This is a genomic window from Rhizobium sp. Root1204 (assembly GCF_001424965.1).
Lineage (GTDB): Bacteria > Pseudomonadota > Alphaproteobacteria > Rhizobiales > Rhizobiaceae > Pararhizobium.
On record NZ_LMCZ01000001.1, the window covers coordinates 59,857 to 77,275 of the forward strand.

16 protein-coding genes are annotated in these 17,419 nt (G+C 58.7%); 8 read left to right on the top strand and 8 right to left on the bottom strand.

Annotated elements, in window-relative coordinates:
- Nucleotides 1-5 precede the first annotated feature (5 nt).
- From ASC96_RS00320 to ASC96_RS00340, 5 genes are all read right to left on the bottom strand, one after another.
- Nucleotides 6-1,010 (bottom strand): ABC transporter permease, encoded by a 1,005-nt coding sequence (locus ASC96_RS00320; RefSeq protein ID WP_060500276.1) that lies wholly within the window; start codon nt 1,008-1,010, stop codon nt 6-8.
- A complete protein-coding gene (locus ASC96_RS00325; protein ID WP_060500278.1) occupies nt 1,010-1,990 on the bottom strand; it encodes an ABC transporter permease in 981 nt (326 codons plus the stop codon). Before ASC96_RS00325 ends, ASC96_RS00320 begins: the two co-directional genes overlap by 1 nt.
- Complete coding sequence (locus ASC96_RS00330; protein WP_060500280.1) at nt 1,987-3,483, bottom strand: sugar ABC transporter ATP-binding protein; 1,497 nt, start codon at nt 3,481-3,483, stop codon at nt 1,987-1,989. Before ASC96_RS00330 ends, ASC96_RS00325 begins: the two co-directional genes overlap by 4 nt.
- Nucleotides 3,484-3,712: 229 nt before the next feature.
- Entirely contained in the window at nt 3,713-4,702 is a 990-nt protein-coding gene (rhaS, locus tag ASC96_RS00335; protein ID WP_060500282.1) for a rhamnose ABC transporter substrate-binding protein, read from the bottom strand.
- A gap of 122 nt (nt 4,703-4,824) precedes the next feature.
- The gene (locus ASC96_RS00340; RefSeq protein ID WP_037105479.1) at nt 4,825-5,637 is read right to left on the bottom strand and encodes a DeoR/GlpR family DNA-binding transcription regulator; all 813 of its coding nucleotides are present in this window, start codon (nt 5,635-5,637) and stop codon (nt 4,825-4,827) included.
- Between the two features lie 213 nt (nt 5,638-5,850).
- On the opposite strand from ASC96_RS00340, the gene ASC96_RS00345 reads away from it, so the two are divergent.
- From ASC96_RS00345 to ASC96_RS00370, 6 genes are all read left to right on the top strand, one after another.
- On the top strand, nt 5,851-7,950 hold the full coding sequence (locus tag ASC96_RS00345; protein ID WP_060500283.1) for a bifunctional rhamnulose-1-phosphate aldolase/short-chain dehydrogenase: 2,100 nt from the start codon (nt 5,851-5,853) through the stop codon (nt 7,948-7,950).
- A 14-nt stretch (nt 7,951-7,964) separates the two neighbouring features.
- The gene (gene rhaI, locus ASC96_RS00350; protein ID WP_060500285.1) at nt 7,965-9,257 is read left to right on the top strand and encodes an L-rhamnose catabolism isomerase; all 1,293 of its coding nucleotides are present in this window, start codon (nt 7,965-7,967) and stop codon (nt 9,255-9,257) included.
- Between the two features lie 255 nt (nt 9,258-9,512).
- Nucleotides 9,513-9,767: a GlsB/YeaQ/YmgE family stress response membrane protein gene (locus ASC96_RS00355; RefSeq protein WP_060500287.1), complete on the top strand. Its 255-nt coding sequence runs from the start codon at nt 9,513-9,515 to the stop codon at nt 9,765-9,767.
- Nucleotides 9,768-9,830: 63 nt separating this feature from the next.
- A complete protein-coding gene (locus ASC96_RS00360) occupies nt 9,831-10,019 on the top strand; it encodes a hypothetical protein (RefSeq protein WP_060500289.1) in 189 nt (62 codons plus the stop codon).
- A gap of 66 nt (nt 10,020-10,085) precedes the next feature.
- Nucleotides 10,086-10,547, top strand: coding sequence for a YbaK/EbsC family protein (locus tag ASC96_RS00365; RefSeq protein WP_060500290.1), 462 nt, complete (start codon nt 10,086-10,088; stop codon nt 10,545-10,547).
- A 144-nt stretch (nt 10,548-10,691) separates the two neighbouring features.
- Complete coding sequence (locus ASC96_RS00370) at nt 10,692-11,081, top strand: DUF930 domain-containing protein (RefSeq protein WP_060500293.1); 390 nt, start codon at nt 10,692-10,694, stop codon at nt 11,079-11,081.
- Between the two features lie 552 nt (nt 11,082-11,633).
- Here ASC96_RS00370 and ASC96_RS00375 read toward each other — a convergent pair.
- Entirely contained in the window at nt 11,634-11,825 is a 192-nt protein-coding gene (locus ASC96_RS00375) for a DUF2735 domain-containing protein (RefSeq protein ID WP_060500294.1), read from the bottom strand.
- Between the two features lie 497 nt (nt 11,826-12,322).
- On the opposite strand from ASC96_RS00375, the gene ASC96_RS00380 reads away from it, so the two are divergent.
- Both ASC96_RS00380 and ASC96_RS00385 read left to right on the top strand, forming a co-directional pair.
- Entirely contained in the window at nt 12,323-13,363 is a 1,041-nt protein-coding gene (locus tag ASC96_RS00380) for a glutamine synthetase beta-grasp domain-containing protein (RefSeq protein ID WP_060500296.1), read from the top strand.
- A gap of 220 nt (nt 13,364-13,583) precedes the next feature.
- Entirely contained in the window at nt 13,584-14,804 is a 1,221-nt protein-coding gene (locus tag ASC96_RS00385; RefSeq protein ID WP_060500298.1) for an adenylate/guanylate cyclase domain-containing protein, read from the top strand.
- A gap of 11 nt (nt 14,805-14,815) precedes the next feature.
- Here ASC96_RS00385 and ASC96_RS00390 read toward each other — a convergent pair whose 3' ends face one another.
- Both ASC96_RS00390 and ASC96_RS00395 read right to left on the bottom strand, forming a co-directional pair.
- On the bottom strand, nt 14,816-16,120 hold the full coding sequence (locus tag ASC96_RS00390; RefSeq protein ID WP_082511880.1) for an O-antigen ligase: 1,305 nt from the start codon (nt 16,118-16,120) through the stop codon (nt 14,816-14,818).
- A gap of 10 nt (nt 16,121-16,130) precedes the next feature.
- Nucleotides 16,131-17,405 (bottom strand): polysaccharide biosynthesis/export family protein, encoded by a 1,275-nt coding sequence (locus tag ASC96_RS00395; RefSeq protein WP_060500300.1) that lies wholly within the window; start codon nt 17,403-17,405, stop codon nt 16,131-16,133.
- Nucleotides 17,406-17,419 lie beyond the last annotated feature (14 nt).

The following is a 17,419-nucleotide window of genomic DNA, read 5'->3' on the forward strand; positions in this document are numbered from 1 at the left end:
TATCCTCAATGCGCCCTGCGGCGGCGTGCGCGTGACCACAGGATCGGCAATGCGATGACGGAAATCAACAACACGCCGATGAAGATCGACATGACGATACCCGGTACATTGAGAAGCCCGAAGCCGAAGGTGACCATGCCCATGATGAAGGCGGCAAGCACGACGCCCGGAATGGTACCGGAGCCGCCGAGAATGCTGACACCACCGAGCACCACCATTGTCACCACTTCCAATTCGACACCGAGCGCGATCGACGGACGCGTGGAGCCGAGGCGCGAGGTCAGGCAGATCGAGGCAATGCCGGCCATCAGGCCCGTGAGCAGGAACAGGATGAACTTGACCCGGCCGACGCGGACGCCGGAAAACAGCGCCGCCGTCTGATTGTTGCCGATGGCATAGACGGCGCGGCCAAAATTGGTCTTGTGCAGCAGCACGCTGTAGACAATTGCGAAGAACACGAACAGCGCGAATTCGAACGAGAAGACCCACCAAACATAGCCTTGGCCGAAATAGGCGAAGCTGGCCGGATAGCCCGTATAGGCCTGATCGCCCAATATGATGAAGGACAGGCCGCGAAACAGGCTCATAGTGCCGATAGTCACCACGATCGATGGCAGGCCCAGACCGGTGATCAGCAGGCCGTTGATAGCACCGCAAAGCAGACCGGTGCCGAGACCGACGACGACAAGCATCGGCATATCGGCGCCCATGGTGACGGCAAGCCCCATGGCGGTCGAGGACAAAGCGATGATCGAGGCGACGGAGAGGTCGATCTCGCCGGAAATGATGACCAGAGCCATGGCGAAGGCAATCAACGCCTTTTCGGTGAAATTGAACGTCGCGTCGGACAGGTTCCACGGATCGAGGAAATAGGGCGACGCGAAGGAATTGATCGCGAAAATCGCAATCGCCACCACCAGAAGCAGGCTCTCCCAGCTTTTTAGCGCCCGGCTGCCCCGACTTTGCAGCCGGTCCGGAATGATCCGGGGTGAAAGATGCGCCTCCGCCATCAGACCGCCTCCGCTTTCTTCAGAATGACACGTCCCTTGCGCTTTTCGGTGCGGGCGTTGACGGCAACAGCGATGATGATCACCGTTCCGGAAATCGCCAGCTGGGCAAAGGGCGAGATATTGATGACCGGCAGAGCATTCTTGATGACGCCGAGGAACAGGCCGCCGAGCACGGCACCGCCGACCGAACCGATGCCACCGGCAATCGAAATGCCGCCAATGACGCAGGCCGCGATGATATCGAGTTCGAAACCGGCGGCGATATCGACGTAAGCAACGGCATAGCGCGATACCCAGAGATAACCGGCGAGACCCGCGAGACCGCCGGACAGGCAATAGGCGAAGAAGCGCGTGCGGCCGACATCGATGCCGGTATAGACGGCCGCATGCGGATTGCCGCCGACAGCGAAGAAAGCCCGGCCGACCGCCGTGCGCGTCATCAGGATATAGACGGCGGCGATTGCCAGAACCGAGAGCCAGGACAGAACCGGAAAGCCGATCAGTGATGTGCGTGGCAGCGCCTTGAAGGCATCGCTCATCTGATGGGCGTTGATCCACGCGCCCTTGCTCAGAAGGAAAATGCTCCCGCGAAAGATGGTGAGCGTTCCGAGCGTCACGACAATCGGCGGGATTTCCAGCTTCCAGACCAGCAGGCCATTGATCGAACCGAGGAGAGCGCCAAGGGCCACAACCACCAAAATGACCAGCGGAATCGGAATGCCCGGAAACGCCGCATTGAGCATGGCGGCGACCATGCCGCACAGCGCCAGATTGGCCGCCATCGACAGATCGATGCAGCGCGTCAGAATGACGGCCATCTGGCCGAGCGCCAGAATGATCAGGATCGACGTGTCATTATAGACACGCGCCAGATTGGCAGGCGCGATAAAGCCTGGGAAACGCAGGGTAATCGCCGCAAGCAATATAGCGATGGCGACGACCAGCAGGATTTCGCGGTTCTTCAACAATTTTGCCATCACGCAGCCTCCCCGATGCCAGCGGCGGCCCGCACCAGCTTTTCAGCCGTCAGTTCGGCACGCTCAAAACGCCCGGCAATGCGGCCTTCGCGCATGACGATGACCCGGTCGGCCATGCCCATGATTTCGGGAATTTCCGAGGAGACCATGATGACACTCAATCCCTGCCCTGCCAGTTCGCTCATGAAGGCATGCACCGCAGCCTTGGAGCCGATATCGATGCCCTTTGTCGGTTCATCGAGGATGATCACTTTCGGCTGCGTCGCCAGCCATTTGGCGATCACCACCTTCTGCTGGTTACCGCCTGACAGTGTGCCGACATCCTGATCGAGCGAGGCAGCGCGAAGATCGAGGCGCTGCGTATAGTCGCGCGCCAGGGCAAACTCATTGGCGAGCTTCAGGAAACCGGCCCGTGAAGTCTTCTGCAGCGAAGGCAGCGTGACGTTCTGGAAGATCGGCAGGCCGATGATCGCGCCTTGACGGCCGCGCTCCTCCGGTACGTAAACGATACCGGCCTCGATCGCCTCGGCGGGAGATCGGATGACCAGCACTTCGCCGTGAAGTTTGACCGCACCCGCGGATGGCCGGGTGATACCGATCAGCGACTGCATGAATTCGGAGCGGCCCGCACCGATCAGACCGTAGAAACCAAGGATTTCGCCGCGGCGCAGCTCGAAATTGATGTCTTCGAATTCAGTCGGATGACGGTAGCCCGAAACCGTCAGCACCGGTTCGCCGATATCGACATCGACCTTCGGGAAGACCTGACCGACATCGCGGCCGACCATCATTTTGACCAGCTGATCCTGGGTGACGTCGGCAATCAACCCCTCGCCGACCATGCCACCATCACGGAATACGGTGTAGCGGTCGGCAATGCGGAAGATTTCATCGAACTTGTGGCTGATGAACAGGATCGCCTTGCCGTCTGCTTTTAGCCGGTCGATCAGTTCATAAAGCTCATGGATTTCCTTGTGCGACAGGGCAGCCGTCGGCTCGTCCATGATCACGACGCTGGCGTCGATCGACAGGGCGCGGGCAATCGCCACCATATGCTTGTTGGCAATGCCGAGGTCGCGCAGCCGGATGGTCGGATCGATATCCGCACCGACACGGCGCAGCAGGTCACGGGCATTGTTATTGAGCGTCGTCCAGTCGATCAGCCCGAAACGGCCGCGCGGCGCATGGCCGAGGAAGATGTTTTCAGCGACCGACAGTTCATCGAACAGCACGGTTTCCTGATGGATCGCCGTGACACCGGCGTGTGCGGCGGCCATGGCCGTCGGGAAATGGGTTCCTTCCCCATTAACCCGGATCGTGCCGCCGTCCGGCTGGTAGATGCCGGTGAGGATTTTCACGAGCGTCGACTTACCCGCGCCGTTTTCGCCGATCAGCGCCGTGACGGAGCCGGGATACAAGGCGAGCGAGACGCCGGACAGCGCTTTAACGCCCGGAAAGGACTTGGAAATGCCCTCAAGCGCGACAGCGGGTTTCATCCGCGATGTGGTCGTTTCCTGCAGCAAGAGGCAATCCACCGGTGTGATTTGAAATTGAAAATTATCGGCAGGCTATCGCTTGCGCGATTGCCCCTCACCCTAGCCCTCTCCCCGCAGGCGGGGAGAGGGGATGACCGAGGCCGCCGCTTGTTCCTTCTCCCCGTTTACGGGGAGAAGGTGCCCGACAGGGCGGATGAGGGGCATCAGCCTGCGAGTAGGCCTTCAAAAATCAGAAGATCTTGGCGAACTCTTCGACGTTCTTGGCATCGTAGACGAACGGGTCGGCCATGGCGCCTTCGTTGTTGTCGTCGAGCTTGACGGTGCCCATGCGGCCCATCTTCAGTTCGGCGCCCGGCTTTGCTTCCGCACCGCCGATCAGGTCATAGGCGATCATGGTGGCGGAATAGCCGAGGTCGATCGGGTTCCAGATGGCGAAGGACTTCGACGAACCGGCCTTGACGTGGCCCGCCATTTCCGAGGGAAGGCCGAGACCGGTGACGTTGATCTGGCCGACCTTACCCGCGTCTTCAACGGCCTGCGCTGCCGCAACGATGCCGACGGAGGTCGGAGCGATGATCGCCTTGAGGTTCGGGTAGGACTGAATGAGACCCTGCGTTTCGCGATAGGACTTGTCGGCAAGGTCATCACCGTAAACGGTGGCAACGACATTGATGCCCTTGTAGTTGCCCTGAACCTTCTTCATTTCCTCGATCCAGGTATTCTGATTGGTCGAGGTGGCCGTTGCAGAGAGAACGGCGACGTCACCGCCATCCGGCAGCTGGTCGGCGGCAAGCTTGATGATCATATTGCCGATCAGCGGGCTGGACGACGGGTTCAGGTGCATCGAACGTCCTTCCTTGGCGACACCCGAATCCCAGGAAATGACCTTGATGCCGCGGTCCATGGCCTTCTTCAGCGCCGGAACCAGGGCATCGGTGTCGTTGGCCGAAACTGCAATCGCATCGACCTTCTGGGCGATCAGCGAGTTGATGACCTCGATCTGGCCTTCGGCCGTCGTCGTCGTCGGGCCGGTGTAGATCACCTCGACATCGCCGAGTTCCTTGGCCGCTTCCTGGGCGCCCTTGTTGGCCGCTTCAAAGAAGCCGATGCCGAGCGCCTTGACGACCAAGGCGATCTTCTTGTTTTCCGCATGCGCCGCGCTTGTCATCAGTGCCAGCGAAACCGCTGTCGTGACCATCAATGCCTTGAAAATTTTCATGACGTTCTCCTCCCTGAAGCCGCGCGGTCACAATGATCGCGTTCATTCGGCCGTATGCTCTCAAAACTTTGCCAGCCGGCTTGATGCCATCGGCGGTTCCCACTCCCCTCCTCCCGCCGACCTTATGCCGACGAGGAAGCATTCTCTTCAACAATGCCCGAGCGCGTATTGGCGATGACCAAGCCGACGCCTGCATCTTCGAGCATCTGGACATGCCGGTCCTCGATGCCCGAATCCGTGATCACCGTGGTGATGCGCTTCAGCCCACACAGAATGAGGCTGGAACGTTTGTGAAATTTCGACGAGTCGATCAGGACAACGAGTTCATCGGCCTGGTCGATCAGCTTCTGCTCCGCCTGGATGAGCAGCGGATCGCCTTCCATCAGGCCGAGCGGGCCGAGCCCCTGCGCACCCATGAACATGCGGCGCGCATAAAAATTGCGCGTCACGTCATTATCGAACGGGCTGAGGATGATGTTCTGCTCCCGGTAGATCGTGCCGCCGGAGAGCATCACGGTGTTCTTTGAGTGCTTGAGCAGGTGCTCGGCAATCGGAAAGGAGTTGGTGAACACCTGCATGCGGCGATTGGCGAGGAAATGCACCATCTGGAATGTCGTGGTGCCGCCATTGATGATGATCGGCTCGCCATCCTGACAGAGCGCCACGGCCTCCTTGGCAATCGCCTGCTTCTGGCGGGCATGCAAGCCCTCGTTGACACTGAACGGGCGGCCGGCAAGGCCGACGAACTGCGGTGGATTGATCGCTTCAGCACCACCGCGCACCCGGCGCAGGCGTTTTTGCACATGCAGCGCCGCGATATCCCTGCGGATCGTCGCTTCAGAACTATCGGTCAGATCGACCAGTTCAGGCACGGTGATGACCGGCTTGTCCTGGACCGCTGACAGAATGATCCTGTGTCGCTCTTTCTCGTGCATTAGGTTCCTCCAATATTGTCTATGCTTCCATCATGACCGCGCATTGTCAATCACAAACAATCATATTTTTTCATTGTGCAGTGCAATATGATTGTTTTTGATCGTTTATGATTGACATGCGGCCGAATTTTGTGTGATCTGATCGCAACGAATGCGCCCTTTGCCCCGCAAAATCCAGCAGGCCAGCGCAAAATTGACCGGGAGGAATGATCGATGCTCGACAAGCAACAAGGCTCGCGCCTTGCCAATCTCTGGGATGACGCCAAGGCAGCCGCGATGAGCGAGCCGGAACGGCTTCTCTATCGTTCCAACCTGCTCGGTTCCGACAAGCGCATCACCAATTACGGCGGCGGCAACACCTCCGCCAAGGTCATGGAAAAAGACCCGCTCGGCGGCGGCACGGTCGAGGTTCTCTGGGTCAAAGGCTCCGGCGGTGACGTCGGCACTATCAAGATGGACGGCTTTTCGACACTCTATATGGAGAAGCTGGAAGCGCTGAAGGGCCTCTATCGTGGCCTTGAGCATGAAGACGAAATGGTCGGCTATCTGCCACACTGCACCTTCAACCTCAATCCGCGTGCCGCTTCGATCGATACACCGCTGCATGCCTATGTGCCGAAGAAGCATGTCGATCACATGCATCCGGATGCGATCATCGCCATTGCAGCATCGAAGAACAGCCGGGAACTGACCCAGAAAATCTTTGGCGCCGATATCGGCTGGCTGCCCTGGAAGCGTCCCGGCTTCGAGCTTGGCCTTTGGCTTTCGAAATTCTGCGCTGAAAATCCGAACGCACGCGGCCTGATCCTAGAAAGCCACGGGCTCTTTACGTGGGGCGACACAGCCAAGGAAGCCTACGAGACCACCGTCGAGATCATCAACAAGGCGATTGCCTGGTTCGAGACCGAGAATACCACTCCCGCCTTTGGCGGCGCAGTAAAACTCGTTCTGCCGGCCACTGAGCGCCGCGCCATTGCGCTGAAACTGATGCCGGTCATTCGCGGCATGATCAGTGCCGACGAGCGCAAGCTTGGGCATTTCGACGATAGCCAGGCCGTGCTTGATTTCGTCACATCGAAAAACCTAGAGCCACTGGCAGCGCTCGGCACGTCCTGCCCTGACCATTTCCTGCGCACCAAGATTTGCCCACTGGTGATCGATTTCGATCCGGCCTATCCGGACATCGACAAGACGCTGGCCGGCCTTGAAGCCGCGATCGCCGAATACCGCGCCGGTTACGCCGCCTATTACGAACGCTGCAAGCGCAGCAACAGCCCTGCCATGCGCGACCCGAATGCGGTCGTCTATCTCATCCCCGGCGTTGGCATGATCACCTTTGCCAAGGACAAGGCAACGGCCCGTATTTCCGGCGAATTCTACGTCAACGCCATCAATGTCATGCGCGGCGCATCCGGCGTCTCGACCTATGTCGGCCTGCCGGAACAGGAAGCCTTCGATATCGAATACTGGCTGCTTGAAGAAGCCAAACTGCAGCGCATGCCGAAGCCGAAAATGCTGGCCGGCAAGATCGCGCTGGTCACCGGCGGCGCCGGCGGCATCGGCAAGGCGACAGCTCACCGCCTGATGCAGGAAGGCGCGTGCGTCGTGCTTGCCGATATCGATGAGGCGGCGCTTGCCTCCGCCTTGGGCGAACTCGGTGGCCGCTACGGCAAGGATTTCGTCCGCGCTGTCACCATGAACGTCACCGATGAAGCCGCCGTAGAAAAGAGCTTTGCCGACACGCTTCTCGAATTCGGCGGCCTCGACATCCTCGTTTCCAATGCCGGTCTCGCCTCTTCTGCGCCGATCGAAGACACGACGTTGGCGCTGTGGAACAAGAATATGGATATTTTGGCGACCGGGTATTTCCTGGTATCGCGCGAAGCCTTCCGTATCTTCCGCAACCAGAAGGCTGGCGGCAACGTTGTCTTTGTCGCCTCCAAGAACGGCCTTGCCGCCTCTCCCGGCGCATCCGCCTATTGCACGGCCAAGGCTGCCGAAATCCATCTCGCCCGCTGCCTGGCGCTCGAAGGCGCGTCCGCCCAGATCCGTGTCAACGTCGTCAATCCGGATGCCGTTTTGCGCGGTTCAAAGATCTGGAGCGGCGAGTGGAAGGAACAGCGCGCCGCCGTCTACAAGACGGATATGGAAGGACTGGAAGCGATGTACCGTGAGCGATCGATGCTGAAACTCAGCGTCTTCCCGGAAGACATTGCCGAAGCGATCTACTTCCTCGCCTCCGACATGTCGGCCAAATCGACTGGCAACATCATCAATGTCGATGCGGGCAATGCCCAGTCGTTCACGCGCTGAGCCGGAGAAGCCCCATGACACGGATGATCAAACAAGACGTCATCGACGCCGACAATGCTGCGCACCTTGCCGACCTGAAGGCCGATTACGATCACCTCGGGACGCAACTGGCGCGTCGGGGCATCGATATCGGTGCCATCAAAGCGAAAGTATCTGCTTACGGAGTTGCCGTTCCATCCTGGGGCGTTGGCACCGGTGGCACCCGCTTTGCCCGCTTTCCCGGTACCGGCGAGCCGCGCAACATTTTCGACAAGATCGAGGATTGCTCGGTCATCCAGCAACTGACGAAGGCGACGCCGACGGTCTCGCTGCATATCCCGTGGGACAAGGTCGATGACCTGAAGGAACTCAAGGAAAAGGGCAACGCGCTGGGTCTCGGCTTCGACGCGATGAACTCCAACACCTTCTCCGACGCGGCCGATCAGGCGCATTCCTACAAGTTCGGTTCACTCAGCCATTCCGATGCGGCGACACGCCAGCAGGCGGTCGATCACAATCTCGAATGTATCGCCATCGGCAAGGCGCTCGGCTCCAAGGCACTCACCGTCTGGATCGGCGACGGCTCCAACTTCCCCGGCCAGAGCAATTTCACCAAGAGCTTCGAGCGTTATCTCGACGCGATGAAAGCGATCTACAAGGGACTTCCGGAGGACTGGAAAATCTTTTCCGAGCACAAGATGTTCGAACCGGCCTTCTATTCGACCGTGGTGCAGGACTGGGGCACCAACTATCTGATCGCCCAGGAACTCGGCCCCAAGGCCCATTGCCTGGTCGATCTTGGCCACCATGCACCGAACGTCAATATCGAGATGATCGTTGCCCGGCTGATCCAGTTCAAGAAGCTCGGCGGCTTCCATTTCAACGATTCGAAATATGGTGATGACGATCTGGATACGGGCTCGATCGATCCTTATCGCCTGTTCCTTGTCTTCAACGAATTGGTCGATGCGGAAACGCGCAAGGCCGATGGCTTTGCGCCAATGCACATGCTCGACCAGAGCCATAATGTCACCGACCCAATCGAAAGCCTGATGAACTCGGCGACCGAAGTCAGCCGCGCCTATGCGCAGGCACTGCTTGTCGATCGCAAGGCGCTGGAAGAATATCAGGATGGCAACGACGCGCTGATGGCCACGGAAACGCTGAAGGCGGCGTTCCGCACCCATGTCGAGCCGATCCTGGCCATGGCGCGCTACGAGGCCGGCGGCGCCATCTCGCCGGTTGCCGCCTACCGGGCCAGCGGTTACCGCACCAAGGTTTCCGGCGAACGGCCAGCCTCAAGGAGCGGCGGTGGCGGGATCGTCTAAACCGTCCGTTGATCCAACAAGAGCGCCCCTCATCCGCCCTAACGGGTCCCTTCTCCCCGTTAAAGCGGGGAGAAGGGACAAGCGGTAAACTCCGTCATCCCCTCTCCCCGCCCGCGGGGAGAGGGCTAGGTGAGGGGCAATCCATGAATTTGCTGCTTATGCGTTGGAATCGCCTATATTTCTGAAAGCTTCCCCTTATCGCGAACCGGTTCCTGCACTAGTTTCTTTCAAAGATACAACGGAAAGGAACCATCCATGGGTATCGAGAGCATTGTTGTCTTTCTTATCGTCGGCGCCATTGCCGGCTGGCTTGCAGGCTTGATCGTTTCGGGTTTCGGCTTCGGCCTGATCGGGAATATTGTCATTGGCATTATCGGCGCGTTCATCGCCGGCACACTCTTTCCCTACCTCGGCGTTAGCATCGGCAGCGGTATCCTGGCAGCCATTATCCATTCGACAATAGGCGCCGTTATCCTTCTCGTGCTGATCCGCGTTATCAAGCAAGCTTGAGGCGTCATGGCATCGTGCCGGTTTGGCCACCGGCATGCCCACGACCTTTCTTCAGGAGATATCATGTCTGACGTTTACGATCCGCGGATCGAACAAGCAATTCAATCCTTCATTTCCGATCATCCCGGCATGCACACACGCGACGAGGCAATCGCCGCGATCCTGATCAACTGGTTCACCAGCCATGGCTACCTGCCGCACGACCAGGAAGGCATACGTCCGGAAAATCTTGACGCATCGAACGACGACTGAAAGATTACCCGCACTCTATCGCCCGGGCCATCCGGGCGGCCCCCATCAGAAAAGCCACACCATCCAATGAGCATCTCTTCCGTCAAGACCTTCTTTGCCGAACACGCCCCCGATATTGCCGTCATCGAGCTTGCGCAAAGCACCGCCACCGTGGCGCTTGCGGCCGAGGGCCATGGTGTCGAGCCGGCGCAAATCGCCAAGACGCTGGCCTTACGGGTGGCAGATGAAGTGATCCTGATCGTCACGCGCGGCGATGCCCGGCTGGACAACAAGAAGTACAAGGCCCGATTTTCGACCAAGGCCCGCATGCTCGGTTTCGAAGAAGTCGAGGAAGAAACAGGTCATCCCGTTGGCGGCGTCTGTCCCTTCGGCCTTGCCAAGCCGCACAAGGTCTTTTGCGACATTTCACTGAAGGCCTATGACGAGGTGGTACCTGCCGCTGGCGCCCCGCATGCAGCAGTGCGGATCAATCCGGAGCGGATGGCCCGCCTGGCCGCCGCAGAATGGATCGATGTCTCAGAGACCTGAGGCTTACCCGCGCGGCTCGGGTGCGCCTGCCTTGGAATGAACACAAATGTTTCCTTGAAGTTAATATCAGTCGCGGTACACATCGCCCCGTGAAGCGCGCTTGCTGCTTCCCTTTTCTGACATGACGAAGGAGTTGACGACGCAATGAACAGGCTTGTTTGCCCGCTCTTGCTGATCGCCGCGATTGCGGCGCCGGCAGCAGCCATGGATCAGTCACTGGTCAAGCAATTCGAAAAACTCGACCCGCAGACCCGCCTGGAACAGCGATGCGACACGGAGGCAATGTGGAAGATCAGCGCCGACCAATCATCGTTCAAGCCTGACAAGGTCATTGCCTACACGTTTGCGGACCCGATCGTCGATGCCGACAATCTGAAGGCGCCGGGCGCCGTGTTTCGCAGCAAAGGCGAATGGTACAAGCTGAAATACAAGTGCAGCACCGGCCCCGACCATATCGAGATTCTGTCGTTCAATTACAAAATCGGTGACCTCATCCCGCATGACCAGTGGGACGCGCATTATCTCTATCCGTGAGCAGCGCTTTTGCTGCTATAGAGCGATGAACAGGACCATGATAGCGCCGAAAGACAGCGCAGCCATGATGTTCAAGAGTGTCTTCATGATATGGTCGGTCATGTCGAACATCCTTTGACCCGCAGGAATGCGTGAGACCGTATGGCTCCCGGCCTGCGGTGATCTTTGCCCGCCTCGGCAGGATTATTCCGCCGATTGCGCCAAATCTCTTCTCAAGTAACGCACCAGCGAACGATTCAGGTGCACCCAAAGAACGATTCCGCCCAAATTTGCGCCTCAAAGGTTAAAATTTCGCCACACCCGCCTTCGGCGTCGGTAATATTTGTTAACCATGACCGGCTTGCAAAGCTCGTAAGGCCAAAAGCGCAGATGCTCTGTCGGCAGCATCCATCATGAATGCACGATGTAAATGATGGTTCGAACGATAGTCCGGCAACGACGGCCAGCCATCCCCTCCAAGATGCGGAACAACAGTCAACGCACCACCTCAGCACCGCAACGGCGCACGATCCCCGCGAGTGCGGCAATCGGAATTTTCAGCCTGATGGCCGTTCAGGATTTCGGCTTCTGTTCCTCACGGACGGCTTCGTCGTGATACCAGTTGCTGTAATCGACGGTAAGGACCTGCTTCGGCCGGATATCCGCGATCGTGGCAGACTGCTCGAAGCGGCGGCCACCCAACTTCCGCCCACCGGCGGGGAACTCGATAATCTTGGCCGTATCGGCCGGAGACATCATTGCCATAGTGCCTTTTCCTTTTTCACAGACCTCAATGGGGCTGCTTGCAACGAGCATAACAGACTCGCGCGCGATTTGCGCGGATTGATTAAAAAAAAATCAATCCGCCTAAAATATAGGCTATTTTTTAGGCATGGCGCTTTTCGGGGAATTTTCGAGATAAATTTTGGGCGTATGCACTCAAGTCAAATTGTCGCAAGCTCTGCGCATTTTTTACTCAGGACGCTCCCTTCTCCCTTAAACAAGAAGAGAAAGACACGCCGAAATCAAGAAAACCGGTGCAAAAAGCTCAATCATGCCAGCGCCTTCAATGCAGCCAACCGCTTTATGATTTTGATGCGTCCCGCATATCCCCTTCTGCCTCAACAGCAAGAAAATCGAGTGAAACGGCGCCCTCTCCCGAAACTGGCACGGGCCATGCATGTAGGTTGTCAGCCGTTGGCGGCGCAGCATGACTTAAACGATCCGGATGCTGTGCATCAGCAACCCATGAGAGGTTAGAAATGACGAAATTTAAGCTCGAGTATATCTGGCTCGACGGATATACCCCGGTCCCGAACCTTCGCGGCAAGACACAGGTCAAGGAATTTGACGCATTTCCGGCGCTCGAGCAGCTGCCGCTCTGGGGCTTCGATGGTTCCTCGACGATGCAGGCTGAAGGCCGCTCGTCGGACTGCGTACTGAAGCCGGTTGCGATCTATCCGGATCCGGCCCGCACCAACGGCGCGCTCGTCATGTGCGAAGTGATGATGCCGGATGGCGTCACCCCGCATGCTTCCAACAGCCGCGCCACCGTCATTGACGACGAAGGCACCTGGTTCGGCTTCGAGCAGGAATATTTCTTCTACAAGAACGGCCGCCCGCTCGGCTTCCCGGAAACCGGCTATCCGGCTCCGCAGGGTCCATACTACACCGGCGTTGGCTATTCGAATGTTGGCGATATCGCCCGCACGATCGTTGAAGAGCATCTTGATCTCTGCCTCGCGGCCGGCATCAACCACGAAGGCATCAATGCCGAGGTGGCCAAGGGCCAGTGGGAATTCCAGATTTTCGGCAAGGGCTCCAAGCGCGCCGCCGATGAAATCTGGATGGCCCGCTACCTCCTGCAGCGTCTGACCGAAAAATACGGCATCGACATCGAATACCATTGCAAGCCGCTCGGCGACACCGACTGGAACGGCTCGGGCATGCACGCCAACTTCTCGACCAAGTACATGCGCGAAGTCGGCGGCAAGGAGTATTTCGAAGCCCTGATGGCCGCCTTCGAAAAGAACCTTCTGGATCACATCGCCGTCTACGGCCCCGACAACGACAAGCGCCTGACCGGCAAGCACGAAACAGCTCCGTGGAACAAGTTCTCCTACGGCGTTGCTGACCGTGGCGCGTCGATCCGCATCCCGCACTCCTTCGTCAACAACGGCTACAAGGGTTACCTGGAAGATCGCCGCCCGAACTCGCAGGGCTGCCCCTACCAGATCGCTTCGCAGATCCTGAAGACGATTGCCGAAGTTCCGACCGCAGGCAGCATTTCGGCCGCAGCCTAAGTTCGGCAGCAATACCGGATGGACTTTCATGGCGTCGCCTGTTCAGGGCGGCGCCATTTCTATTACGACTGTGCAGAACTCAGACAGAACCGGCCATCGCGCCAGGGCCGACACCTCCTCGTGCTTCGAATACGATAGGCAACTTCCGACACTGGTATTCGCGCTTCACCGTGACTAAGTTTGTCGTTCAAAGTGCCGAAGACCACGACAGGATGTATTCATGCAAGTTCCATCCAGCGCCGCTTCCAGCCTGCCTCGCGAGAGCGCTGACACGCTGCCGGGCGACAGCAGCAGCATCATCGACTGGCTGATGACCGAGACGCGCGACGAGCGTTTCATCGACAATATCTTCGTTGAGATGTGCGCCAGGCTCAATCAGGCCGGTATACCGGTCTCTCGCGGCACGCTTCACTTCCGCATCCTTCACCCGCAATGGCTGGGTGCGCGAATCCTGTGGCAGAGAGGCATGCAGGAAGCTGATATCCAAACCTTCGGTTTCGGCATCGAAGATAGTGACCGCTATCGCCACAGCCCCGTCAACGACATCCACAGCGGCGCAAAGGTGGTCCGCCAGCGCCTCGAACCGGCAGCCTCCGCCAACGCCCCACCCTATCCTCTTTATGATGAACTGCGCGCTGAAGGTCACACGGATTACATCGCCTGGCCGCTAGAGCATACATTGGGCAAGCACCACATCATTACCTTCGGCAGCGACCGGCCGGGCGGCTTCACCGATGACGATGTTGCGGCGCTGGCCGACTTGCTGCCGGCCTTTGCGCTGGTCAGTGAAATCCGCCTGAAAAACCGCCTCGCCCGGACACTGCTCGAAACCTATGTCGGGCCGCATGCAAGCGAGCAGATCCTTGCCGGTGCCACCACGCGCGGCAGCGGGGTTACGGTCCGCGCTGCGATCCTGATCTGCGACCTGCGCGACTTTACCGGCATTTCCGACATGTGGCCGCGCGACGACGTTATCGAGCTGCTCAACGGCTATTTCGACGCCATGGCCGAGCCAATCGAAAAGCACGGCGGCGAGATCCTGAAATTCATGGGCGACGGCCTGCTGGCCATTTTCCCGCTCGACAAGACCAGCGCGTGCGGCGATCTTCTTGCGGCGATCCGTGAAGCGCAGGCCGCGATGGCGACGCTGAATGAGGAGAACGTCAAAAAGGGCCATCAAGCCCTTGGTTATGGCATCGGCGTGCATGTCGGTGACGTGATGTATGGCAATATCGGTTCGCGCAGCCGCCTCGACTTCACCGTCATCGGCCCGACGGTCAATGTCGCCTCGCGGCTCGAAAGCCTGACGAAGGAACTCAAGCGGCCAGTCCTGCTGTCGCAGGCTTTTGCCGAAATGGCCAAATGCCAGACCGACCTGGAGAATCTCGGTTCCTACACGCTAAGGGGTCTCAGTGAGCCGATTGGGGTCTTCGCTTTCTGATGACCGTCCGCCTACCTGTACAGATAGGTGGAACCGGGACCTCCCGGATGAATCATCGACTGTACCGCTTCCCCGGTCAACGCCGGGGCTAGCACCGTCGCGCTTTCCGGCGCCGGCATGGTCAGCTTTCCAGCGGCGATATAGAGCAGGAACGAGCCGATCTGATAGGGGAAGATCACATCGATTTCCGCAAAAGAGCGCACGAACAACAGGGTGGAAATGCCAAACAGCACCAAGGGTTCAAAACCCTGCCTCTCGGCCAACACTCTTTTGAGATGACCGAACAGACCTGCAAGAAACAGCGCGGTCAAAAGAAGAAGCCCGATCGCGCCGGTTTCGACCATCGTTTCGATATAGGTATTGTGGAAATGAAAACCGCCGCGGGAACCGATGAAGAACTCCTCCCACAACCGTTCCGGTTCGGAAAAACCCTGTACCCAATAGGCCTGATAGCCGATACCGATCACCGGCGATGCGCGTGCCGCCTCAATTCCCTGTTGCCATAGATACGTGCGGCCGGTGAGGGTCGAGTCCTTGCCGAAAGCACCGAGAACACTGTCGATCGCGCCACCATATATGGCCCCGATCACAACTGCCGTACCGAAGATGGTGGCGGCAACGAACAGCAGCTTGCGGCTTTTCGGCGGCAGCAGCGAAAATACCTGCATGCCGACGGTGATCCCAAGGACTGCGACCGTTGTCAGAACCGAAGTTGCGGACTGCGATGCATAGAGACAATAGGCCGCAAGAAGACCGATCACCCCACAGACCGGAAGCCACAGCCCTCGCTGCTTCAGCAGCACGACCGCCGAGAAACTGAAGAAGACCGCAAGCGACGCATAGAAGCCGAGCTGGTTCTTGGAATCGAACGCCCCGACGAAACTAACTGTCCCGTCGAGCGGATCAAAATGATAAACGCCGAACAGCAGTGAATAGAGCAGCACCAAGCCGGCACCCGTGACCGAGCCGAGCGTCAGCGTTTTTACATCCAGTGCCCGCATGGCAATCAGCGCGCAGATGACATGGGATAGATACTGAATCCCCGCTCTTGTCGTGGTGCCAGGTGCGGCCGACCAGAAGACGGAGAGCAGCGCGAAAACTGCAAAGGCGAAGATCCAGATATATTTGACGTAATTTCCCAGTGCCCGTCGGTAGTCAACAAGCACCAGAGGCAGCCAGACGGCGTAATAGACCAAGATCGAGATCTGGCCGAAGCGCCCGGAATAGGCGAAGACGAAATAGGAAATGGTGAGGGCGAAAACCCCGTAGAGGAAGTTTTCGCCCGGCTTCACAAGACTGGCCTTCGCAATCTTCATTCCGATCGCCTTACTGGGTATTGAGGGCCGGTTCGACCTTCACGACATCGCCGGGCTGCACGGGTGTTCCCTCGTCAGCCGCGATCCTGGTCGATTTTCCATCCTTCTGGCGGATGATGGAATAGTTGATATCGATAGTCCTGCCAGGCTTTGGCGTCTGGGCGGCATCGGCCGACTGAACCAGCGCCTCCGTCATCAAATCACGGCTGGTGATCAGTTTCAGGGCCAGCGTGTCCAACTCGGCCTCGGTATTCTGCAGTTCCTGGGCAAGCTGTGCGTCCCAGTCGTTGCGCAGGTTGGTCTCATCCTGGCTAGCCTGACTGACGGCCTGCTTGGCCTTCAGCGAAGCGGTATCGATATCGAGCAAGGCGGCCTGAAGATCGGCGGCCCGCTGCTCGACGGCAAGCTTTCGGGCACTGAGCGCCAGCCCCTTTTCCGCCAAAACATCGACCCGCCCCTTGTCTTCGACCACAAGTTCCAGCTGCCGCGTCTGTGTCACAGACTTTTTGCCAAGCGCTTCGATTTCGCTTTGCAGGAGCGATTTGAGTTCGGCCAGCGCGGTCAACTGCAGCTTCTGCCGTTTGTCGCGAGAGACCATCAGCGCCATTTCGCTTTCAAGAAGGTCAGGCGCCGCTGCAACGCCCTTCAACTCGGCGGGCAGGGTAATCTCGGTCTTCTCGGCGATCTCCGCCTGTAGCCGCGCGCGGCGAACCAGAAGCCGGTTTCGCTCGGTGATCTGCACCGACGAATCCCCCTGCGCGTTGATGAAATCACGCGCAAACCGCTGGCCGTTTTCGCCGCGGCGCAAGCCACCACCCAAGCTGACGGCCTTGAGAACCGTCAGATCGGGTGCAAACGGGTACTCGCCCGGCGTTTGAACTTCGCCTGCGAGGTAAATCGGCCGGTATTGAGCAAGCTCGACGGACGCTGATGGGCGATCGGGCAAGCCGAACAGCTTTTGCAATTGCAGACCGACTTCGTCGGCGATCTCAGAGGTGGTCTTGCCGGAGGCAGGCACCGTTCCAAGGAAAGGCAGGGAGATGGCGCCAGAGGCGCCGACCGTGTAATCGCCGCTGACAGCAGACCAATCCCGGACCGACCCTTCCGCCGTCTGCCATTCCGCGACGCGTATTCTCAGTTTATCCATGGCTCCGAGCGTATACTCGCCAGCAAAAGCGCCATGGATGCCGGACACGCTGATGGCGATGGCGAGCGCGGAAAGACGCGCAGCGCCCCGGACTTTCCGGCCGAGGGCTGGAAGTCCCTGGTGAAGACTTCTCTTCATGAAATTTCCTCACT